A 21,335-nucleotide genomic window follows, 5' to 3' on the forward strand; every position below is an offset into this window, starting at 1 on the left:
AAACCGGAATATGGTTTTTATCAGTTCCAGCCGCGCTCATACTGGACCGGTGCCTGGATCTCGGCGCCGAGTTCCTTCGCGGCCCGCCTCGGCCAGTATGGGTCACGCAGCAGTTCCCGCCCGAGAAGGACGAGGTCCGCGCGTCCGTTCTGGACGATTTCCTCAGCATGCGCCGGTTCCTCGATCAGCCCGACCGCGCCGGTCATGACGTCCGAACCGTTCCGGACCGTCTCCGAGAACGGAACCTGGTAGCCCGGATATGGGCTGATCCGTGCCGGGACGACGGCGCCCGAGCTCACATCGATAAGGTCGACACCCTGTTCCTTCATCCAGGCGGCCATCTGCACATAATCTTCCGGCGTCATGCCGCCGTCGGTGTAGTCGCTTGCGGAGATCCGGACGAAGAGGGGACCGTCCCACACTTCGCGAACCGCATCGATCGTCTCCCGTACGATGCGGTAGCGGTTTTCCGCGCTGCCGCCATAGCTGTCTGTCCGCCTGTTCGACAGCGGGGAAAGGAACTCATTCAGCAGGTAGCCGTGTGCGCCATGCAGCTCGATCACGTCAAAGCCCGCTTCCTTAGCCCGGACAGCCGCGTCGCGGAATGCCGAGACGGTTTTCCGGATATCCTCTTCCGTCATTTCCTTGGGCGTCTTGTAGCGGTCGCTGAAAGCGATGGCAGAAGGGGCGAAAATATCCCCGTCCGTCTCTGATTTCCGGCCTGCGTGTGCAAGCTGGATGCCCGCCGCAGCCCCGTGCTGCCTGATCAGGCTGGTGAGATGCTTCAGCCCTTCGACATGTCCATCCTCCCAGATGCCGAGGTCTTGGTTCGAGATCCGGCCCTCCGGCTGTACCGCGGTCGCCTCGACGATGAGGAGCCCCGCTCCTCCGACGGCCCGCGACGGATAGTGGACGAGGTGCCAGTCCTGTACTTTTCCGTCCTGTTCCGGACAGGAATACATGCACATCGGCGACATGACGATCCGGTTGCGGAGGGTCACGCCCCTGATTTCGATCGGTTCAAACAGCTTTGCCAAAACAATCACCCTTTTCCGCTAGGATACCTCTCCATTCTATCAATCGGGCCGGTCACTGTCCGGTCGCAAGCTCGCGGGAGCGGTTTTCCGCCGCACGGATGCACGATGCGACCGCCTCATGGAATCCGGCTTCATCCAATGCTTTCAGGCCTGCAGCCGTCGTGCCGCCCGGGCTTGTCACATGTTCCCTGAGCTCTGCCGGCTCCGCTGTGCGCTGTTTCAGCATGGCGGCTGCCCCTTCCAGCACCTGGACGATGAGTTCGCGGGCATCCTGACCGCAGAATCCCGCCGAAGCGGCCGCTTCCTCAAGCGCTTCGGCGAAATAATAGACGTAGGCCGGGCCGCTTCCCGCCAATGCGGTAATCAGATGGAGCTCATCCTCCTCGACTTCTTTCACGAGGCCGATCGAGCCAAGCAGCGAGAGGATGTCTCGCCGGACGTTGTCGCCGACTTCGCCATTCATCGCGACCCCTGTGGCGGCAAGACCGATCGTGGCGGATGTGTTCGGCATGGAACGGGCGACCGGACGGCGGCCGAGTGTCTCTTCGAACAGGCTGATCGGGATGCCGGCCATGACTGAAAGCACGGCAGCGGATGGGTTCAGCTGTACCGCGACCTCCTGCATCGCCTGGCGGGCGTCCTTCGGCTTGGTTGCAAAGACGGCCAGTTCCGCCTGTCCGATTTCCGGATCGCCGCTCGTGACCGGCCTGATGCCGTATTTGTTCCTGAGTTCTTCCAGACGGGCCCTGTCCGATTTGTTCATGACAAAAACGGAGGCCGGCTCCACCGCGCCGCTAGACGTAATTCCCGCGATGATCGCCTCCGCCATCGAACCGGCGCCGATAAATAGTACGTTTTTCATTTCCGATCATCTCCTCCGGCAAAAATAAAAATGCGTTTCCGTCCCTCCATGATGCCCATCATGAAAAGGACGAAAACGCATCGGTTTCCGCGGTACCACCTTTGTTCGCCGGACTTGCCGGCGCAGCTCTTCTCCCTCTTTAACGCAGCGGGATACGGCCATGTTTCCATGGCGGCTCGGAAGCAGGTTCGGGGCGGGAGAGGGGATGCGGCTCTCAGCCGGTGACCGCATTTTCTGTGCGCCATCACCGCCCGTACTGGTCTTCGTCGGAGCGTCCGTTCATTTGATTAGTGCGATTATAGGCATGCTTGTCCGTCAAAGTCAACAGGTGACGTCGTGCATGCGCTTGTGTAAAATGGATGAATGAGCATTCATTTTCCGGAGGGGATCCGATGACTATCCATAAAATCACGATGCCGACGCCTTTTGCCGTCGGCGATGTCAATGCCTGGCTGATGGAGGGGGACGCGCTCACCCTGTTTGACGCCGGCACAAATACACCAGAGTCGGAAGAAGCGATGCTTTCCGGCCTGAAGCAGGCGGGCTTCCGGCCGGAGGAAATCGAGCAGGTGATCCTGACCCATCACCACCCGGACCATGCGGGCCTTGTCGGCCTGTTCGGAAACGCCCGTCTGCTTGGGCACCGGTACAACGAGCCGTGGCTCGTCCGGGACGAGGCGTTTTTCGAGTACCATGACCGCTTTTATCTGGAGTGCCTGAAAGAAGAGGGCGTTCCGGAGTCCTATCATCATTGGGTCCGGAAGATGAAGCGCCCGGTGGAATACATCGGGAAGCGGCCGCTTGACGGCATCCTGGAGGACGGTGAAGAGGTCCCGGGCCATCCGGGGTGGACGGTGATGGAGACGCTCGGCCATGCCCAGAGCCATCTTGCCTTTTTCAATGAACGGGACGGGGAGATGATCGGCGGCGACCTCATCCTAGGCATGATTTCATCCAATCCGCTGATCGAGCCGCCGCTGGACCCCGAGAAAGGACGTCCCCGGTCGCTCCTTCTATATAATGATTCCATGCGCCGCGTGTCGGAGCTGCCCGTCGAAGTGATCCATCCCGGCCACGGAGAGGATGTGCGCGGCATCCGGGAACTGGTCGAAAAGCGCCTCGGCCAGCAACAGGCACGTGCACATGCTGTTCTTGATATGCTCACGGACGGGCCGAAGACGATCTTCGAACTGACAAAATGGCTGTTCCCGCAAGCCTATGAACGGGAGCTCGGACTCACGCTTTCGGAGACGATCGGACAGACCGACTGGCTCGTCGCCGAAGGGCTGGCGGCGGAAACACGTGACGGGGACGGGGTGCTTTATTATGAACGGACCTAAGCGGGTGCTCGTCACCGGTGCGACCGGTGGCATCGGGCGCGCCATCGTCACCGCACTGCTCCGCGAAGGGCATCTGGTTCTCGCGACCGGGCGCAACCAGGGGATTCTTGACCAGATCTGCGCGGAAGGCGCGGGCACCGTCAGGGCGGACCTTTCGACCGCGGAGGGGCTGGACCGGGTCGCGGAGGCCGCCGGCACACCGGATGTGTTCATCTCGGCCTCGGGCGTCGGGGCATTCCTGCATGCACACGAACTGTCGGATGCCTCGATCGACCGCATGCTGGACGTGAATGCGGCCTCGCCGATGAAACTGCTCCGGCGGATCCTGCCGGGCATGATGGAACGGGGGAGCGGACAGATCATCTTCATCGCTTCCGCAGCAGGCAAGGTCTCAACGAAAAAGGCCTCGGTGTATGCGGCTTCCAAGGCTGCGCTTCTCGGATACGCGGACGCCCTCCGCCTCGAGATGGCGCCGTATGGCATCTCTGTCACGTCGGTCAACCCCGGTCCGGTCGACACCCCGTTCCTCGACATCGCCTCTCCGCTGTCAGGCTACAGGGAATCGATGGCCGGCTATCTGACACCGCCGGAGAAGGTCGCGGAGGCCGTCACCGGTGTGCTCGGGCGGCCGGTGCGCGATGTCGATCTGCCGTGGTACATGGCAGCCGCCTCGCGGATGCATGCCGTCGCGCCCGGCCTCACCGAGCGGCTCGGGCGAAATTTCTTTGAAAAGAAGTAGATCGGAGAATTCCTCAACCGCCCTCCCCGCCGGATGCATGGTGGGCAAATGCCTTTCCGCTTCTGCCCCCTGCGAATAGGATACGTGGGATGGGGGGATGACGAATGACCAGAGATCATCAATGGCGTCATGATTGGGATTGGGATCACGAGGACCATGGACGGAACAGACATCGTGACCACGACCATGGCCGTCACCGGGATCACGACCGATGGCGGGACCATGATCATTGGAGGGACCACGACCGGGGCAGGGACAGACACCGGGACCACGACCGGTGGCGCCGCCATGACGATCATGATTGGCGCCGGTGGAGAAACCGGGGCCGCTGGAGCGGATTCGAAGAATCCTTGATCGGTTTTACCGGCAGCTTGATTGAGAACGCATTGTATCCGCAGTACCCTTACAGTGATTATTATTCATATCCGTACGCTTATCCGTATCCATATCCCATGTACTCGGCGTATGACAACCAACCTTACGGGTACGGCTATTATTAAATCTGAATAAGCCACGTGTTCAGGCATGAGGATTGCAATGCAATTGCAGCCGAAAAGAGATTGGGGAGCGGCCTTCGGGCGGCTCTTTTTGTTTTCTTTGAAATTGCATAAACATTTGCTTGCACTGATGTTTATTACATGTTATGATTCTCTCATGAATAAAACATGTATATTATGAATAAACATACACGGAGGGATTCACTATGGGTAAGAAAGTCGTTCTCGCCTACTCGGGCGGTCTGGATACATCGGTTGCAATTGCCTGGCTCAAGGAAAAAGGATATGACGTCGTCGCGGTCTGCCTCGATGTCGGTGAAGGGAAAGACCTGGAGTTCGTCAAAAACAAGGCGCTCGAAGTCGGCGCTTCCGAAAGCTTCATGATCGACGCGAAAAAAGAATTCGCCGAGGAGTTCGTCCTCACATCGCTCCAGGGGCACACCATGTATGAAAACAAATACCCGCTCGTCTCCGCGCTGTCGCGCCCGCTCATTTCGAAAAAGCTCGTCGAAATCGCGCATGAAACAGGTGCAACTGCAGTGGCACACGGCTGCACGGGCAAGGGGAACGACCAGGTGCGCTTTGAAGTATCGATCAATGCACTGGATCCGTCCCTCGAAGTCATTGCACCGGTCCGCGAATGGAGCTGGTCGCGTGAAGAAGAGATCGAATACGCGAAAGAGCGCAATATCCCGATCCCGGTCAACCTCGACAGCCCGTACTCGATCGACCAGAACCTGTGGGGCCGTGCCAACGAATGCGGCATCCTCGAAAATCCGTGGATCGCGCCTCCGGAAGATGCCTATGACCTGACGGCTTCCATCGAAGACGCGCCGGATACGCCGGACGTCATCGAACTCGAATTCGTCAAAGGGGTTCCGGTATCGCTGAACGGCGAGAAAAAGGAACTGCACGAACTGATCCTTGAGCTGAATGACCTGGCAGGCAAGCACGGCATCGGACGCATCGACCACGTCGAGAACCGCCTTGTCGGCATCAAGTCCCGTGAAGTGTACGAGTGCCCGGCGGCGATGACGCTGCTGACGGCTCACAAAGAGCTGGAAGACATCACGCTCGTCAAGGAACTCGCGCACTTCAAGCCGGTCGTCAGCAAGAAGCTTACGGAACTCATCTACGAAGGCCTCTGGTTCTCGCCGCTTACGAAAGCACTTCAGGCCTTCCTGAAAGAAACCCAGCAGTTCGTCAACGGCACGGTCCGCGTAAAACTCTTCAAGGGCCATGCGATCGTCGAAGGCCGCAAGTCGGACAACTCCCTTTATGACGAAAAACTCGCGACTTATACGAAGGAAGACGAGTTCAACCACGCATCCGCCGTCGGATTCATCGAGCTGTGGGGCCTCCCGACAAAAGTCCATGCATCCGTCAACAAAGCTGCTGATTCCGCGAAGCAGCCGGAGAAGGTGCAGTCATGACGGAAAAGCTCTGGGGCGGCCGTTTCCAAAAGACCGCCGAGGAGTGGGTCGACGAATTCGGCGCATCGATCGGCTTTGACCGGGAGCTTGTCCTCGAGGATCTTGAGGGCAGCACCGCTCATGTGAAGATGCTCGGCAAATGCGGCATCTTGACGCAAGAAGAAACGGATGCGATCCTCGGCGGCCTGGAAAAGCTGAAGGAACAGGCGAAGGCGGATGAGCTGGAATATTCCGTCGAGCTTGAGGACATCCACCTGAACCTCGAGAAAAAGCTGACGGATGACATCGGGCCGGTCGGCGGCAAGCTCCACACCGGACGCAGCCGAAACGACCAGGTCGCGACCGACATGCACCTTTACCTGAAGGAGCGCACAAAGGAGATCATCGCGCTTACCGAGGACTTCCAGAAGGCCATCCTCGAGCAGGCGGAGGCCCATGTCGAGACGCTTGCGCCGGGATACACGCATCTCCAGCGCGCGCAGCCGGTATCGTTCGCCCATCATCTGATGGCGTACTTCTGGATGCTCGAGCGCGACAAAGGACGCTTCACGGACTCCCTGAAGCGCGTCGACCTGTCGCCGCTCGGCGCGGGGGCGCTTGCCGGGACGACGTTCCCGATCGACCGCCATTATTCGGCGGAGCTGCTCGGCTTTGCCGGCGTGTACGAAAACAGCATGGACGCGGTGAGCGACCGGGACTTTATCGTGGAATTCCTGTCCGCTTCGTCGCTGCTCATGGCGCATCTGTCGCGCCTGGCCGAGGAAATCATCCTCTGGTCCAGCCAGGAATTCGGTTTTATCGAGCTGGATGATGCCTTCTCGACCGGCTCCAGTATCATGCCGCAGAAAAAGAACCCTGACATGGCGGAATTGATCCGCGGCAAGACCGGGCGCGTATACGGCAACCTGATCGGCCTCCTGACGACGCTCAAAGGCCTGCCGCTCGCCTACAACAAGGACATGCAGGAAGACAAGGAAGGCATGTTCGACACGGTCAAGACCGTCACCGGCTCACTCCGCATCTTCGCGGGCATGATCCGCACGATGACCGTGAACGCGGACGTCATGGAACAGGAGGTCAGCAAGGACTTCTCCAACGCCACAGAACTTGCAGACTACCTGGCAGCCAAAGGCATGCCGTTCCGCGAAGCGCATGAAGTGACCGGCAAGCTGGTCTTCACCTGCATCCGGAAGGGCTGTGTCCTGAAGGACCTTTCCCTTTCCGACATGCAGGAAGAAAGTACGCTGATCGAAGAGGATATCTATGATGTCCTTGCGCCCGTCGCGGCCGTCCGCCGGAGAAATTCCTATGGCGGCACCGGATTCGACCAGGTGCGCGTGCAGATCGGGAAGGCGAAAGAGCTGCTCGGCGAGGCAACAAAATAAAATTGAAGATCCGGACCGGAATGCCAATGTGGCGTTCCGGTCTTTTTGGTTTGAACAGATACACACAGTTTGAGAACACCTGTTCCTCTTCGCCTTAAAAGGCACTCGCGGCTGACCCAAAAGCCCTCATGGCCGATTTCCCGGCTCGCGCCGACTCTCGGAGCACTCATCAACTTTCATCCCGTTCCCTCCATTTCCCGAAATTGCCGTTGAATGATTCCCCGCGGTTTGGCTATACTGTAAGGAGGGGAACATTTGTTCTATATCGAATAAATCATCAAAAGGAGGAAGCGCGCATGTATGAGGGACTGCCGGACCGGAAAATCATCTGCCTGGACATGCGGAGCTTTTATGCAAGCTGCGCGGCCGCGGACGAGGGGCTGGACGTTTTAAGGGAGCCGATCGCCATCATCGGGGACCGCGACCGGAAAGGAAGTGTCGTCCTCGCCGCCTCGCCCCGGCTCAAGCGGGAGTTCGGCGTGCGGACAGGGCACCGGCTGTATGAGATTCCGGATGATCCGTCGATCCGGCTCATCGAACCGAAGATGGGCTTCTACGTCCGGGTGTCGATGGAGATCACCCGCCTCCTTGGCGAATACGTGCCGAAAGAGGCCATCCATGTGTACAGCATCGACGAGGCGTTCGTCGATCTCGGCGGGACGGAGCGGCTGTGGGGGCCGCCGGAGGAGACCGTGAAGCGGATCCGGGACCAGCTGCTTGCCCAGTTCCAGATGCCTGCCGCCATCGGCATGGGACCGAACATGCTGTTGGCGAAGGTGGCCCTCGACCTGGACGCGAAAAAGACCGGATTCGCCAGGTGGACGTACGGGGATGTCCCGGAAAAACTGTGGCCGGTCGCCCCGCTGTCGGGGATGTGGGGGATCGGCCGCCGGATGGAGCGCCGGCTGAACGGGCTCGGCATCTTTTCCGTCGGCGACCTTGCCCATGCCGACCTCAAGCTGCTGGAGAAGGAGTTCGGCGTCATGGGCAACCAGCTGTATCACCATGCATGGGGCATCGACCTGTCGGAACTCGGCGCCCCGCTCATCGCCGGACAGGTCAGCTACGGGAAGGGCCAGGTGCTGTACCGCGACTATGTGAAGCGGGAAGACATCCTCGCCGTCATCCTGGAGATGTGCGAGGACGTGGCACGGCGCGCGCGGGAAGCGGGACGCGCCGGACGCACCATCCACCTGTCCGCCGGCTACAGCGAAAATGCATACGGGGGAGGCTTTTCCCGTTCCCGGTCGCTGGAGACGGCGACCAACTCGACGATGGCCATTTACCGGGTGTGCACCGCGCTTCTGGATGAGTTCCACGACGGCCGCCCGGTCAGGCGGCTCGCCCTCTCGCTTTCCAACCTGGAGGAGGAACATTCCATGCAGCTCAGCTTGTTCGAGACGCGCAAGTGGGAGGAACGCAAGCTCGGCGCCGCCATGGATGCAATCCGGTCGAAGTACGGCCCGGCCGCAATTCTGCGCGCGGTCTCCTATACGGATGCCGGCACCGCCGTCGGCCGGGCGAAGCTGATCGGCGGCCACAAGATGTAAGTCGGCGGCCGGCATCACAGACGGCCGGCGATTTCATCATTCGGGGCCCGGTTTCGCCATTCGCTGACGGAGTCTCGTCATTCGCAGCCCCGATTTCGCCATTCGCCGGTGAATGGCGAAACCGGCTGTCCCAATGCCGAAACTGGCGGACCGAATGACGAAACCGGACAGGCAGCAAACACAAGCCGCGCCGAAAAGCCCGAACAACATTCAGAAGGAGCGTGATGCGGATGATCCGCGACAGAGGAAACATCAAATGGACGGCGATGATGCTGCCGGAGCATCTGAAGCTTTTGAGGGAGTGGCAGGAAGAGGAGGGCAGGCGGGAGCCGCTCGCCCCGGATCCCCAGCAGATGGAAGAGTGGGACCGGATGCTCCATGAAGCGCTTGAGTACGGGAGACCGCTTTCCGTCTCCAGGCGGACGCCGGGCGGGGAGGCGTGCTGCACGGGGGCGGTCCATCATTTTGATCCGGTGTCGGGAACCATCCGGATGGTCGGCGCGGACGGGGAACCGGCCGTCATCCGGACTTCGGACGTCACCGATATTTCAGCAGCCGGATAATTTAGATTCCGGCACTTCTCGGATTTCAGAACATTTGCTACACTGGATATCGGCCCAAACATAGAAGGGGGAACGGGATCCGTGAATGTGTTCATGCAATTGGGGTGGTTTTTCAAGGAGCGGAAAAAGCAGTACATCATCGGCATCCTGACGCTGCTTGTCGTGGCGGTCCTCCAGTTGCTGCCGCCGAGGATCATCGGCTATGTCGTCGATGAGATCCGGCTCGGCACGCTGACGGGGGCCGGGCTCGGCAGGTGGCTGCTGATCCTTGCAGGGGCGGCGCTTGCGATGTATGTGCTCCGCTATTACTGGCGGGTCATGATCTTCGGCTCGTCGGTGCTTCTCGGGCGGCGGCTCCGCAGCGAGCTGTTCGCCCATTTCACGAAAATGTCGTCCTCGTTTTACCAGCAGCGCCGTGTCGGTGACCTGATGGCGCATGCGACCAATGACATCCGCGCCGTCCAGCAGACGGCGGGGCATGGCGTGCTGACACTCGTCGACTCGGTCACGACCGGCGGAGCGGTCATCATCGCCATGGCGGTGACGATCGACTGGAAGCTGACGCTCATCGCGCTTCTCCCGATGCCGCTCATGGCGGTGCTGACCAGCTGGTACGGCAAGCTCTTGCACGAGCGGTTCCGCACGGCGCAGGAGGCCTTCTCCGACCTGAACGACAAAACCCAGGAGAGCATTGCCGGCATCAAAGTCATCAAGACGTTCGGCCAGGAAGAGGAGGACATTGAGGACTTCAGGAAGCTGTCCGCGGATGTCGTCGGGAAGAACGTCCGCGTCGCCAGGGTGGACGCCCTGTTCGACCCGACGATCTCCCTGATCGTCGGCCTGTCCTTTTTCCTGTCGATCATCTTCGGGGCGCGCTTTATCCTGAACGGCGACATGACGCTCGGGGACCTGGTCGCCTTTAATGCCTATCTCGGCCTGCTCGTGTGGCCGATGCTCGCGTTCGGCTTCCTGTTCAATATCGTCGAGCGGGGCAGGGCATCCTACGGCAGGATCCGTGAACTCCTTGCCGTCCCTCCGGACATCGGGGATGCGGACGGAGCGGCGGATACGGAACCCGGAGGGGACCTCGTCTTCGACATCCGGGAATTCCGGTTCCCCGGAGCAGAGCAGCCCGCACTCCGCAATGTCCGGTTCGCACTGAAAAAGGGCGAGACGCTCGGAATCGTCGGCAGGACCGGTTCCGGCAAGACCGCGATCCTGAAGCTTCTCCTGCGCGAGTTCGAGGGGTATGACGGTGTGATTACATACGGGGACATCCCGATCACCGATTACCGCAAGGAACGGCTCCTCGAGGCGATCGGCTACGTGCCGCAGGATCATTTCCTCTTCTCGGCAACCGTCCGGGAAAACATCGCATTCACAGACACGGATGCGCCGTTTGATGAGGTCAGGGAAGCGGCAAGGCTCGCGCACATCGATGAGGATATCCTCGGATTCGCGGAAGGCTACGACACCGTCGTCGGCGAGCGGGGCGTTTCACTGTCGGGCGGCCAGAAGCAGCGCATTTCCATCGCACGCGCACTGCTCATGGAGCCGGAGCTTCTCATCCTGGACGACTCGCTGTCCGCAGTGGATGCCCGGACGGAAGAAGCGATCCTCGCCGCCCTGAAGGAATCGCGCACAGAAGAAACGACGATCATCACCTCCCACCGGATGAGCGCCATCCAGCACGCCCACCAGATCATTGTCATGGAAGACGGCACCATCGCCGAAAAGGGCACGCATGACGAACTGATGGCACTTGGCGGGATCTATCATGAAATGTACCGGCTGCAGCAGCTGGAAGCACTTGTCGAACAGGGAGGGGATGCGTGATGGAAGCACCTGAACAGCGGAAACTGAGCGGGCGCGACCAGTGGCACGTCCTCAAGCGGCTGCTGCGCTATCTCACTCCGCACAAGGGAGCGGCGACCGTTGCACTCATCCTGCTCGGGCTGACCGTACTCGGGAGTGTCCTCGGCCCATACCTGATCAAGACATTCATCGATGACTATCTGACGCCGCGGGAGTTCCCGGCGCGTCCGCTCATGATCCTGGCCGGCGCCTATCTGGCCATCCTCGTGCTGAATGCGGTGTTCGGCTATATCCAGCTCCTAAAATTCCAGGAGATCGCCCTTCGCATTGTGCGCCAGATCCGGATAGACGTTTTCACGAAAGTGCACCGGCTCGGGATGCGGTACTTTGACAAAACACCGGCGGGGGGGACCGTCTCCAGGGTGACGAACGACACCGAAGCCATTCTCGAGATGTTCGTCGATGTCCTTGTCGGCTTCCTGCAGAGCGGGTTCCTGATCATCGGCGTCTATATCGCCATGTTCGCGCTTGATGTGCGGCTTGCACTCCTGTCGCTTATGCTGCTGCCGCTCATTTTCCTCATCATGTGGATCTACCGGAAGTACAGCTCCGAGTTTTATCAGGACCTCCGGGAGCGGCTCAGCCAGCTCAACGGCAAAATCGCCGAATCCCTGAACGGCATGGGCATGATCCAGGTGTTCAGGCAGGAAAAGCGGTTCCGGGAAGAGTTCGGGGAGATCAACGACAAACACTACGAGGCGGGCATGCGCAACATCAAGCTGGACGGACTGCTCCTGCGCCCGGCGGTCGACATCGTCTATGCGCTCGGGCTGATTTTGCTCCTGTCCTATTTCGGGGTGACATCATTCAGCGAACCGGTTGAGATCGGGGTCATCTACGCGTTCGTGACCTATATCGACCGGTTCTTCGAGCCGATCAACCAGGTCATGCAGCGCCTGTCGATCTTCCAGCAGGCCATCGTCGCTGCCGACCGGGTGTTCCGCCTCATGGACGACCCGGAACTGGAACCGGCCCAGCCGGATCGGGGAGACGCAAAAATCGCTGAAGGCAAAATTGAATTCAGGAATGTCTCCTTCTCCTATGACGGAAATAACGATGTGCTGAAAGACATCAGCTTCACCGCGAACCCGGGAGAAACGGTGGCGCTCGTCGGGCATACCGGTTCGGGGAAAAGCTCGATCATCAACCTGCTCATGCGCTTCTACGAGTTCGAACGGGGAGAGATCCTGATCGACGGACGGCCGATCAGATCCTATCCGAAAACCGAGCTCCGGGAAAAGACCGGGCTCGTCCTGCAGGATCCGTTCCTGTTCTACGGGGACATCGGGAGCAACATCCGGCTCTTTGACGGGTCGCTCGGTCCGGGCGAGGTTCAGGCGGCTGCCGAATTCGTCCAGGCGGATCCGTTTATCCGGAGCCTGCCGGACGGCTACGGCCAGAAGGTGACGGAGCGGGGCTCGACATTCTCGGGCGGACAGCGGCAGCTGATCGCATTCGCCCGTACGATGGTCAAGAAGCCGAAGATCCTCATTCTCGATGAGGCGACGGCGAACATCGATACCGAGACCGAGGTGGCGATCCAGAAAGGGCTGGAGCGGATGCGGAAGGGGCGGACGACAATCGCCATCGCGCACCGCCTCAGCACCATACAGGACGCGGACCTGATCCTCGTCCTTCACCAGGGGGAGATCGTGGAGCGGGGCACCCATAGGGAACTGCTTGCCAAAGGCGGCCTCTACCACAAGATGTACAGACTCCAGAACGGCATCCTGGAAGAAAACGAGGCCCGCTGACCGGCGGGAATTAGCGCAGCAGCCAACAAGCAGATGGCAAGCGGACCTCCGTCTGTCATCTGCTTGTTTTTTCATTGTCTTCTTTTTTCTAGCCGGCACGTTTCCGGCTTGCGTGAATATGCCATAAAGACAACAAACTGTCACAGACAGGAATGGCGAAAACGCAATCGGATTCTGATAGTATAAGGACAGCAAGAGAAAGGGGGATTGTGGTGTCGACAGACCTCAACATCCTACTGGCATTCGGAGCGGGGTTCCTCAGCTTCATCTCCCCGTGTACGCTGCCGCTATATCCTGCATTCATCTCCTACATCACCGGCATGTCGCTGGATGACCTAAAATCGGACCGGGGGAAGATGCCGAAAAGCGGAATCCTGCACACCGTGTTTTTCCTGCTTGGCTTTTCGGCCATCTTTATCGCCCTCGGGTTCGGCACTTCATTCATCGGTTCGTTCTTCGTCAGGTATGATGACCTCCTCAGGCAGATCGGCGCGATCTTCATCGTCGCATTCGGCCTGATGATTGTCGGGCTCCTGACGCCCGAGTTCCTCATGAAGGAACGGAGAATCCAGTTCAAGAACCGGCCGGCCGGCTATTTCGGCTCTGCGGTGATCGGTCTGGCCTTTGCGGCGGGATGGACGCCGTGCAGCGGTCCGATCATCGGTGCCATCATTGCGCTCGCCGGGCAGAACCCGGGGTCCGGCATGTGGTACATGATTGCCTATGTTCTCGGTTTTGCAATTCCGTTCTTTGTTCTGTCTTTCTTCATCACGAAGCTTGCCATCATCCGGAAGTACAGCAACGTCATCATGAAAGTCGGCGGCTGGGTCATGATTCTCGTCGGGATCCTCTTGTTCTTCGACGGCATGACGATGATCATCAGCTGGCTGAGTCCGTTCTTCGGAGACTTCCAGGGATTCTGATAGGATGAAGACATCATCATTGCCGCGGGAAAGGAGGGATCCGGCAATGGAGCAATTGAATTCATTTGATGAGTGGATCGGCACGCTCGAAGAGGAGGGCACACTGCTCCTCTTCGTCAAGACCGACCACTGCTCGGTCTGTGAAGGCCTGCTTCCGCAGGTCTCCGCTATTGAAGAGGAATATGCATTTCCTTTTTACCTGGCCAACGCTGCGCAGGTTCCGGAGCTGGCGGGACAGCTGTCACTTTTCACCGCACCGGTCGTTCTCCTGTTCAAGGAAGGCCGCGAGTTTGCCCGTTTTGCCCGCTTCGTCCCGATGGCAGATCTGAAACACCGGATGGACGAGCTCGAGCTGGCGGGTGGACAATATGAATGATTTCGTCAACCGGATCTTCACCGAGATCCCCGCGCCGATCCTGATCATCGGTTCCACCGTGATCTTTGCCATGGCAGGCCTCGGCGCGGTCATCATGCGCTCCAGGGCAAGCAAGCAGCCTGCGAGCGCCAGGAAGATTATCCTGCCTCCGGTCATGATGTCGACGGGCGCGCTCATGTTCGTTTTCGAACCGTTCCGCGTCGCCTGGCCGCATGTGTTCGAGGCACTGGCAGTCGGCATTCTGTTCTCGTTCCTCCTCATCCGGACGTCCAGGTTCGAAGTGAGCGGGGGCGAGATCTATCTGAAGCCTTCAAAGGCTTTCATCTTTATTCTGGCCGGCCTGCTTGTCATACGCGTGGCCGGAAAGCTGATCCTCAGCAGCACGATCGATGTCGGGGAACTTGCGGGGATGTTCTTCCTCCTCGCATTCGGCATGATCGTCCCATGGCGCATCGCCATGTATTTAAAATACCGGAAGCTGCAGTCCCGCACCGGGGCCGCAGCATGAAAAACCGCCATCCCGGAAACACCGGAATGGCGGTTTTAAATTTACTCTGCAGATAAATAATGATTTGCGCTCAGGCTCCGTCCAGCTCCAGCGCCCAGCAACTGGCAAACTTCACCCTTCTCTACGATCAGTCAACATCGGTTCGTTCCTCACCGTGTTTCCTTGATCTCATTGCGAAGGGCTCCAGTTTGTACGTTGCTGAACGGGCGCTTGCGCTTTTGTCATTAATCCCTGCTGAACTGATACAGATTCCTGTACGGTGTATCGTCAATCTGCATCTCTTCCAGCTTTTTCTTGAGGAATTTATGGTCCCGCTTTGGCGTTGCCAGGATATAGCCGCGGATAATATGGTCAAACTCGATCCGTTTCGCCTTTTCGCGCAGGGCAAGCTGCCCGATCCTGCCGGCGATTTTCTGTTTGGCGACCGGACGGAACAGTTCCGGCACCGGCGAAACGAGCTCATTCAGCATCTCCTTGGACTCGGGCGTCCAGAGATGAAGAGATTTATTGACATAGTATTCTTCCCAGTCGAGCGTCGACCGGCCGTCTTCCTTCGGCAGGGCCTTCAGGAACTTGCGGAACATGAAATACCCGCCGATCGCGAACAGGCTGATCAGGACAAACACCCAGAACAGGATAAACCAGAGAAACCAGCCGTCTAGCAACACTCTCACCTCTTTTGCATTCTCCAACAATTATAAGGCGACTGCCGATTTTTTTCACCTCCGTTGTATTCTTTTCACCAAATCGCCCTATGTAACGGGTGAAAGGGGGGAGAAAACATGGCAAACATCGTCTTTAAGAACGCATCCATCCGGCTCCACTTTGACGCGGGCCTGGATGGGGAAGGCAAGCCGGTCGTGAAGCTGAAGACCTACCGGAATGTTTCCGGTTCGGCTGATGCGGAATCTCTGGCGGCTGCAGTCGGCGCACTCGGCGGCCTTTCGGGCTATCCGTACATCGCAGCCGAGAAAATCGAAACAGCGGAAATCACCGAATACTGATCGCCTGAGCCGGGAGATCATCAAAGGGGGAAGAAAGAATGGATCAGACTTTGGAACTCATTTTCAGGACTGCCGGAGGCAAGCGGATGACCCTCACAGTCGATGCGCCAAAAGAGGGGCTCACGGAAGCGGAAGTGCGCCAGGCAATGCAGGAAGTGATCGGCAGCGGCGTATTCGGAACGGACGGACACCCGGTCGAATCGGCCGAGGCTGCCCGCATCGTATCCCGCGGGGTGACGGACATCATTACAGCCTGACCCTGGCTCCCCGGCTATGCCGGGGGGCTTCTTTTTGATCTGTCAGGCCAAAAGACATCACGGGAAAGGAGGACACCATCATGCAGGAATGGATGACGTTCATCCAGGATCTCGGATTCCCGATCTTCGTGTCGTTTTACCTGATGCACCGGGTGGAGACAAAACTGACCGCCATTCATGACGCGCTCGTGTCGCTAAAGGCGGGTTAGTTCATCGGATTGTCGGAAAAACGGGAGCTGTCTCTGTTGAAGGCGGCTCTTGCATCCGATAAGATGAAAAGTAAAAGAAGAAGTAAAGGCGGTATTTACTGATGAAAAAACTCATCCCGGCTGCGGTAATGATCATCCTGGCCGCACTGGTGCTCAGCGCCTGCAACGCAGGAAAGTTCGAAGGTGACTTTTCCTGGGACGTTGAGCCGTTTGAATATACGAATCAGAACGGCGAAAAGGTCTCGCTGGAAGACCTGAAAGGCCAGCCATGGCTCGCCCAGTTCGTCTTTACCAACTGCACGTCGGTGTGTCCGCCGATGATGTTCAACATGGCGGAAATTCAGGACAACCTGGCGGAAGCGGGCATCGAGGATTATAAAATCGTTTCGTTCAGTGTCGACCCGGAGTATGACACCCCGGAAAAGCTCCAGGAGTACCTTGATACCTTTGAAGTGGCCGACCAGTCCAAATGGGAAATGCTGACGGGCTATACCATGGAAGATATCGCCGATCTGGCGGTGAAGTCGTTCAAAGTCCCGGTCATCGCACCACCGCAGGACTCGGACCAGGTCACGCACGCCTCCTCGTTCTTCCTTGTGAACCAGGAAGGGGAAGCGGTCAAGAGCTATGACGGTTATATGGAAGTCCCGCATGACATCATTGTCGAAGACATGGAAGCTCTGATCGAGGCGGGAGCCTGATGTGAAAGCCGGCGCATGCCGGCTTTTTTCATGGAAGGAGAATGAGGATGGGAAAACGGAAAATCAGGAAAAGCGGGGGCAGGCGGATGCGGAAAGGCGGCTGCCTCATCGCGGCATTTGTCTTTCTCATCCCCTCGCTGATTGTCATGTATATGTTGACGGCCCTGTTCTGGTCTGCACTCCGGGATGTCCCGTTTATCCGTGAGCTCAACGAGTACGCCGCCCATACGCCGGACAGGCTGTTCGACATCCGTGTGCCGGAGAACTATGTGCCGCTTTATAAAGAAGCGGCGGATGCGCACGGAATCCCTTGGACACTTCTGGCCGCCCACCACCGGGTCGAGACCCGGTTCAGCACGATGGATCCGCTGATTTCGCCGGCGGGAGCGGAAGGGCATATGCAATTCATGCCCTGTACATGGGTCGGATGGTCACATCCAAGCTGCTCAGGACTCGGAAAAGGAGAAATTCCCGAAGATGTAAAGACCAATCCGGAAGCGATCCGCTCATATGGAGGATATGGGCTTGATGCGGACGGGGACGGAAAGGCGGACCCGTTCAATCTGCGCGATTCGATTTATAGCGCAGCGAGTTACCTGGCACAAAACGGAGCGGCGGAAGGGGAGCTGGAGCAGGCAATCTTCCTTTATAATCACAGCGACCGGTACGTGGAGGACGTCATGTCGTTTTACAGGGATTACGAACAGCGGGCAGATGAATACAGCGGAAAATGAAGGAACACAAAAAGAGGACCATTTTGGTCCTCTTTTTTGTGTATTCCGTTATGCTCTGCGCATGGCTTTGAGAATAAAGCTGACGACGAACACAAGAATCAGTGCGCCGATCAGGGCAGGGATCAGAGCGATTCCTGCAACGTCCGGACCAAAGTCACCGAAGAGTGCGCCACCGATCCAGGCACCGATGATACCTGCGATGATGTTGCCGATGATTCCGCCTGGGATGTCCTTACCGAGGATCATGCCGGCGAGCCAGCCGATGATTCCGCCTACAATCAGATACATTAAGAATTCCATGTTACCTTCACTCCTTCTGTAAAATTTTTATAATGCCGTTACAGTACTTTATATATCCAAAAGTGTCTGGGCTAAAACCTAATATGCCCGAAACAAACTCAAAAAACCTCAGCAAAAAATGGATTCTGAATGATTTAAATATTGAAATATCAATCTCCTTCCTTTATAATCAAGAAAAGCAAAAGGAGATGGATACGATGGACACGGAACGGATGAAGGTCCTTGACCGCCACGCATTTCTGTTTGCCCTGGTGCACAGTCTGTTCGTCGTTTCCCTGGCCTATGACTTTATCAGCTTCTATTGAAGCCTTTCTGCACACATGGAAATCCGGCTATCCGTCATGGATCGCCGGATTTTCTGCGTCCTGCAGAGACAAAATTTCCGGACAAGCCCAACCCCCCGGTTCACAAGCATATGAAGCTATTCGTTTTTCTTATGTTCTTCAATCAATATTATGTAATTTACTTATCGTGTGTAATTCGATAAGATAAGGGAGAGAAAAGTGGATCCATCCGTCTTTTCACGTAGAAACAGAGGAGGAAAAGCAATGGCTAAGAGCACGCAAACAGTTAAAAGCAATCTGCACAACAGCCGCCAGTCGTTCGAGCTGAACGGCAAGACGTACCACTACTACCGTCTGAAGGCTCTGCAGGATGCAGGCATCGCTGATGTATCGCGCCTGCCTTACTCCATCAAAGTGCTGCTGGAATCTGTCCTTCGCCAGCACGATGGCTATGTTATCAAAGATGAGCACGTTGAAAACCTTGCAAAATGGGGCACGGATGTAGACCCTTCCTCGGAAGTTCCGTTCAAGCCTTCCCGCGTCATCCTTCAGGACTTCACAGGCGTTCCCGTCGTCGTTGACCTCGCGTCGATGCGCCAGGCAATGGCCGATCTCGGCGGCAACCCTGACGAGATCAACCCTGAAATCCCTGTCGACCTCGTAATCGACCACTCCGTCCAGGTAGACCGCTACGGTTCGAATGAAGCACTGCGCCTGAACATGGAGCTTGAGTTCGAGCGCAACGCCGAGCGTTACCAGTTCCTGAACTGGGCACAAAAGGCCTACGACAACTACCGTGCCGTACCACCGGCAACCGGTATCGTCCACCAGGTCAACCTCGAGTACCTCGCAAGCGTCGTACACGAGATCGAAAACGAAGACGGCACTTTCGAAACGTATCCGGATACGCTTGTCGGTACCGACTCCCACACGACCATGATCAACGGGATCGGCGTACTCGGCTGGGGCGTCGGCGGTATCGAAGCAGAAGCCGGAATGCTCGGACAACCTTCGTACTTCCCGCTTCCTGAAGTGATCGGTGTCAAGCTGACGGGCGACCTCCCGAACGGCGCGACGGCAACCGACCTTGCACTCCGTGTCACGCAGCTTCTCCGCGAGAAGGGCGTTGTCGGCAAGTTCGTCGAATTCTTCGGCCCTGGCGTAGCACAGCTTCCGCTTGCGGACCGTGCGACCATCGCCAACATGGCACCAGAATACGGCGCAACCTGCGGATTCTTCCCGGTAGACGAAGAATCCCTCAACTACATGCGCCTGACTGGCCGTGACGAAGAGCATATCGCCGTCACGAAGAAATACCTCCAGGAAAACGACATGTTCTTCACTCCGGACAACGTGGAACCGACGTACACGGACACTGTTGAACTCGACCTTTCCACAATCGAGCCGAACCTGTCCGGCCCTAAGCGTCCTCAAGACCTCATCCCGATGTCCAAGATGAAGGAAGAGTTCAACAAGGCCGTCACGGCTCCAATGGGCAACCAGGGCTTTGGCCTCGACGAAAAAGAATTCGACAAGAAGGCTACTGTCGAGTTTGAAGACGGCCGCACTGTCGAAATGAAGACGGGCGACCTTGCGATTGCAGCGATCACATCCTGCACGAACACGTCGAACCCTTACGTCATGCTCGGCGCAGGCCTCGTCGCGAAAAAAGCGGTCGAGAAGGGCATCCGCCCGCCGGCATACGTCAAGACATCGCTCGCACCGGGATCGAAAGTCGTTACCGGCTACCTCGAGTCCGCGGGCCTCGACAAATATCTTGACCAGATCGGCTTCAACACAGTCGGCTACGGCTGCACAACGTGCATCGGTAACTCCGGCCCGCTTCTTCCGGAAATCGAAAAGACGATCATGGACAGCGACCTGCTCGTATCCTCGGTCCTTTCCGGTAACCGGAACTTCGAAGGCCGGATCCACCCGCTCGTCAAGGCAAACTACCTGGCGTCGCCTCCGCTCGTTGTCGCTTATGCCCTTGCAGGCACAGTGAACATCGACTTTGAAAAAGAGCCGATCGGACGCGCAGCGGACGGCACGGATGTCTTCCTGAAAGATATCTGGCCATCCACTGAAGAAGTAAAGGCTGAGATCGAGCGGACGGTCACACCAGACCTGTTCCGCAAAGAGTATGAGCATGTCTTCACTGAAAACGAGCGCTGGAACGCGATCGAAACAACAGATGACTCCCTGTATGACTTCGACCCTGAGTCGACGTACATCCAGAACCCTCCGTTCTTCGAAGGACTGTCGAAGGAAGCGAGCCCGATCCAGACGCTTGAGAATCTTCGTGTCATCGGCAAGTTCGGCGACTCGATCACGACCGACCATATCTCTCCTGCGGGCGCGATCGGCAAAGATACGCCTGCCGGCAAATACCTGCGCGAGCGCGGCGTAGAGCCACGCTACTTCAACTCGTACGGTTCCCGTCGCGGTAACCACGAAGTCATGATGCGCGGTACATTCGCAAACATCCGGATCCGCAACCAGATCGCGAAAGGCACAGAAGGCGGCTACACGACTTACTGGCCGACAAAAGAGATCCTGCCGATCTATGATGCAGCGATGAAGTATCAGGAAGACGGCACGGGCCTCGCGATTCTCGCAGGCAAAGACTACGGCATGGGCTCTTCCCGTGACTGGGCTGCGAAGGGCACAAACCTTCTCGGCATCAAGACAGTCATCGCCGAAAGCTACGAGCGGATCCACCGTTCGAACCTCGTCATGATGGGCGTGCTTCCGCTCCAGTTCATGAAGGGCGACAGCGTGGAGTCCCTCGGCCTGACGGGCGAAGAGGCGATCAGCGTCAACCTCACGGACAACGTGAAACCGCGCGATGTCCTCACTGTCACTGCAACTGCTCCGGACGGCTCCGTCAAGGAGTTCAAGGCACTTGCACGCTTCGACTCCGAAGTGGAAGTTGACTACTACCGCCACGGCGGCATCCTTCAGATGGTTCTCCGTAACCGCCTGAAAGACAACTGATCACGCT

At 57.9% G+C, this 21,335-nt stretch carries 22 protein-coding genes; 18 read left to right on the top strand and 4 right to left on the bottom strand.

The features are described from left to right. Positions 1-20: 20 nt before the first annotated feature. Together namA and proC are read right to left on the bottom strand one after the other, a co-directional pair. A complete protein-coding gene (gene namA / locus C772_RS06080) occupies positions 21-1,037 on the bottom strand; it encodes an NADPH dehydrogenase NamA (RefSeq protein WP_008298299.1) in 1,017 nt (338 codons plus the stop codon). A gap of 52 nt (positions 1,038-1,089) precedes the next feature. After that, positions 1,090-1,899 carry a pyrroline-5-carboxylate reductase gene (proC, locus tag C772_RS06085; protein ID WP_008298301.1) on the bottom strand — a complete coding sequence of 270 codons (810 nt, stop codon included), beginning with the start codon at positions 1,897-1,899 and terminating at the stop codon, positions 1,090-1,092. Positions 1,900-2,291: 392 nt separating this feature from the next. Between proC and C772_RS06090 the strand changes: the two genes are divergently transcribed. The 12 genes from C772_RS06090 (at position 2,292) to C772_RS06145 (ending at position 14,842) form a co-directional block, all read left to right on the top strand. Then, complete coding sequence (locus C772_RS06090; protein ID WP_008298302.1) at positions 2,292-3,239, top strand: MBL fold metallo-hydrolase; 948 nt, start codon at positions 2,292-2,294, stop codon at positions 3,237-3,239. Beyond that, entirely contained in the window at positions 3,226-3,978 is a 753-nt protein-coding gene (locus C772_RS06095; protein WP_035001635.1) for an SDR family NAD(P)-dependent oxidoreductase, read from the top strand. Before C772_RS06090 ends, C772_RS06095 begins: the two co-directional genes overlap by 14 nt. A 156-nt stretch (positions 3,979-4,134) precedes the next feature. Beyond that, positions 4,135-4,332: a hypothetical protein gene (locus tag C772_RS06100; protein ID WP_008298304.1), complete on the top strand. Its 198-nt coding sequence runs from the start codon at positions 4,135-4,137 to the stop codon at positions 4,330-4,332. Between the two features lie 349 nt (positions 4,333-4,681). After that, positions 4,682-5,908: an argininosuccinate synthase gene (locus tag C772_RS06105; protein WP_008298306.1), complete on the top strand. Its 1,227-nt coding sequence runs from the start codon at positions 4,682-4,684 to the stop codon at positions 5,906-5,908. Further along, positions 5,905-7,293, top strand: coding sequence for an argininosuccinate lyase (gene argH, locus C772_RS06110; RefSeq protein ID WP_008298307.1), 1,389 nt, complete (start codon positions 5,905-5,907; stop codon positions 7,291-7,293). The genes C772_RS06105 and argH overlap by 4 nt, the downstream gene beginning before the upstream one ends. A gap of 296 nt (positions 7,294-7,589) precedes the next feature. Beyond that, a complete protein-coding gene (locus tag C772_RS06115; protein WP_008298308.1) occupies positions 7,590-8,843 on the top strand; it encodes a Y-family DNA polymerase in 1,254 nt (417 codons plus the stop codon). Between the two features lie 230 nt (positions 8,844-9,073). After that, a complete protein-coding gene (locus C772_RS06120) occupies positions 9,074-9,406 on the top strand; it encodes a YolD-like family protein (RefSeq protein ID WP_008298310.1) in 333 nt (110 codons plus the stop codon). A gap of 81 nt (positions 9,407-9,487) precedes the next feature. Next, positions 9,488-11,242, top strand: coding sequence for an ABC transporter transmembrane domain-containing protein (locus C772_RS06125; RefSeq protein ID WP_008298317.1), 1,755 nt, complete (start codon positions 9,488-9,490; stop codon positions 11,240-11,242). Then, the gene (locus tag C772_RS06130) at positions 11,242-13,035 is read left to right on the top strand and encodes an ABC transporter ATP-binding protein (RefSeq protein ID WP_008298319.1); all 1,794 of its coding nucleotides are present in this window, start codon (positions 11,242-11,244) and stop codon (positions 13,033-13,035) included. The genes C772_RS06125 and C772_RS06130 overlap by 1 nt, the downstream gene beginning before the upstream one ends. A gap of 212 nt (positions 13,036-13,247) precedes the next feature. After that, positions 13,248-13,958, top strand: coding sequence for a cytochrome c biogenesis CcdA family protein (locus C772_RS06135; RefSeq protein ID WP_008298321.1), 711 nt, complete (start codon positions 13,248-13,250; stop codon positions 13,956-13,958). A 46-nt stretch (positions 13,959-14,004) separates the two neighbouring features. Further along, on the top strand, positions 14,005-14,334 hold the full coding sequence (locus C772_RS06140) for a thioredoxin family protein (protein ID WP_008298323.1): 330 nt from the start codon (positions 14,005-14,007) through the stop codon (positions 14,332-14,334). Next, positions 14,327-14,842 carry a CcdC family protein gene (locus tag C772_RS06145; RefSeq protein ID WP_008298324.1) on the top strand — a complete coding sequence of 172 codons (516 nt, stop codon included), beginning with the start codon at positions 14,327-14,329 and terminating at the stop codon, positions 14,840-14,842. Before C772_RS06140 ends, C772_RS06145 begins: the two co-directional genes overlap by 8 nt. A gap of 224 nt (positions 14,843-15,066) precedes the next feature. On the opposite strand, the gene C772_RS06150 is transcribed toward C772_RS06145, so the two are convergent. Beyond that, positions 15,067-15,507: a DUF2621 domain-containing protein gene (locus C772_RS06150; RefSeq protein ID WP_008298325.1), complete on the bottom strand. Its 441-nt coding sequence runs from the start codon at positions 15,505-15,507 to the stop codon at positions 15,067-15,069. Between the two features lie 117 nt (positions 15,508-15,624). Here C772_RS06150 and C772_RS06155 point away from each other — a divergent pair, with 117 nt between their 5' ends. The 5 genes from C772_RS06155 (at position 15,625) to C772_RS06170 (ending at position 17,747) form a co-directional block, all read left to right on the top strand. Next, entirely contained in the window at positions 15,625-15,846 is a 222-nt protein-coding gene (locus C772_RS06155) for a DUF1659 domain-containing protein (protein ID WP_008298326.1), read from the top strand. A gap of 38 nt (positions 15,847-15,884) precedes the next feature. After that, positions 15,885-16,103 (top strand): DUF2922 domain-containing protein, encoded by a 219-nt coding sequence (locus C772_RS06160; RefSeq protein ID WP_008298327.1) that lies wholly within the window; start codon positions 15,885-15,887, stop codon positions 16,101-16,103. 80 nt (positions 16,104-16,183) lie between these two features. After that, positions 16,184-16,312, top strand: a complete 129-nt coding sequence (locus C772_RS16330; protein WP_008298335.1) for a YvrJ family protein — start codon at positions 16,184-16,186, stop codon at positions 16,310-16,312. 101 nt (positions 16,313-16,413) lie between these two features. Continuing rightward, complete coding sequence (locus tag C772_RS06165) at positions 16,414-17,013, top strand: SCO family protein (protein ID WP_008298336.1); 600 nt, start codon at positions 16,414-16,416, stop codon at positions 17,011-17,013. 47 nt (positions 17,014-17,060) lie between these two features. Beyond that, the gene (locus tag C772_RS06170; RefSeq protein ID WP_008298337.1) at positions 17,061-17,747 is read left to right on the top strand and encodes a lytic transglycosylase domain-containing protein; all 687 of its coding nucleotides are present in this window, start codon (positions 17,061-17,063) and stop codon (positions 17,745-17,747) included. 48 nt (positions 17,748-17,795) lie between these two features. On the opposite strand, the gene C772_RS06175 is transcribed toward C772_RS06170, so the two are convergent. Then, a complete protein-coding gene (locus C772_RS06175; RefSeq protein WP_008298338.1) occupies positions 17,796-18,047 on the bottom strand; it encodes a GlsB/YeaQ/YmgE family stress response membrane protein in 252 nt (83 codons plus the stop codon). 548 nt (positions 18,048-18,595) lie between these two features. On the opposite strand from C772_RS06175, the gene acnA reads away from it, so the two are divergent. Next, the gene (gene acnA / locus C772_RS06185) at positions 18,596-21,328 is read left to right on the top strand and encodes an aconitate hydratase AcnA (protein ID WP_008298340.1); all 2,733 of its coding nucleotides are present in this window, start codon (positions 18,596-18,598) and stop codon (positions 21,326-21,328) included. Positions 21,329-21,335 lie beyond the last annotated feature (7 nt).

The organism is Bhargavaea cecembensis DSE10 (assembly GCF_000348905.1).
Lineage (GTDB): Bacteria > Bacillota > Bacilli > Bacillales_A > Planococcaceae > Bhargavaea > Bhargavaea cecembensis.

Bases quoted from the DNA above. Each gene is read 5' to 3' on its own strand.
- C772_RS06160 (WP_008298327.1), top strand. From the start codon at position 15,885: ATGGATCAGACTTTGGAACTCATTTTCAGGACTGCCGGAGGCAAGCGG.
- C772_RS06095 (WP_035001635.1), top strand. From the start codon at position 3,226: ATGAACGGACCTAAGCGGGTGCTCGTCACCGGTGCGACCGGTGGCATC.
- C772_RS16330 (WP_008298335.1), top strand. From the start codon at position 16,184: ATGCAGGAATGGATGACGTTCATCCAGGATCTCGGATTCCCGATCTTC.
- C772_RS06130 (WP_008298319.1), top strand. From the start codon at position 11,242: ATGGAAGCACCTGAACAGCGGAAACTGAGCGGGCGCGACCAGTGGCAC.
- C772_RS06100 (WP_008298304.1), top strand. From the start codon at position 4,135: ATGGACGGAACAGACATCGTGACCACGACCATGGCCGTCACCGGGATC.
- C772_RS06145 (WP_008298324.1), top strand. From the start codon at position 14,327: ATGAATGATTTCGTCAACCGGATCTTCACCGAGATCCCCGCGCCGATC.
- proC (WP_008298301.1), bottom strand. From the start codon at position 1,899: ATGAAAAACGTACTATTTATCGGCGCCGGTTCGATGGCGGAGGCGATC.
- C772_RS06120 (WP_008298310.1), top strand. From the start codon at position 9,074: ATGATCCGCGACAGAGGAAACATCAAATGGACGGCGATGATGCTGCCG.
- C772_RS06170 (WP_008298337.1), top strand. From the start codon at position 17,061: ATGGGAAAACGGAAAATCAGGAAAAGCGGGGGCAGGCGGATGCGGAAA.
- C772_RS06090 (WP_008298302.1), top strand. From the start codon at position 2,292: ATGACTATCCATAAAATCACGATGCCGACGCCTTTTGCCGTCGGCGAT.
- C772_RS06105 (WP_008298306.1), top strand. From the start codon at position 4,682: ATGGGTAAGAAAGTCGTTCTCGCCTACTCGGGCGGTCTGGATACATCG.
- C772_RS06165 (WP_008298336.1), top strand. From the start codon at position 16,414: ATGAAAAAACTCATCCCGGCTGCGGTAATGATCATCCTGGCCGCACTG.
- C772_RS06175 (WP_008298338.1), bottom strand. From the start codon at position 18,047: ATGGAATTCTTAATGTATCTGATTGTAGGCGGAATCATCGGCTGGCTC.
- C772_RS06115 (WP_008298308.1), top strand. From the start codon at position 7,590: ATGTATGAGGGACTGCCGGACCGGAAAATCATCTGCCTGGACATGCGG.
- C772_RS06140 (WP_008298323.1), top strand. From the start codon at position 14,005: ATGGAGCAATTGAATTCATTTGATGAGTGGATCGGCACGCTCGAAGAG.
- C772_RS06155 (WP_008298326.1), top strand. From the start codon at position 15,625: ATGGCAAACATCGTCTTTAAGAACGCATCCATCCGGCTCCACTTTGAC.
- acnA (WP_008298340.1), top strand. From the start codon at position 18,596: ATGGCTAAGAGCACGCAAACAGTTAAAAGCAATCTGCACAACAGCCGC.
- argH (WP_008298307.1), top strand. From the start codon at position 5,905: ATGACGGAAAAGCTCTGGGGCGGCCGTTTCCAAAAGACCGCCGAGGAG.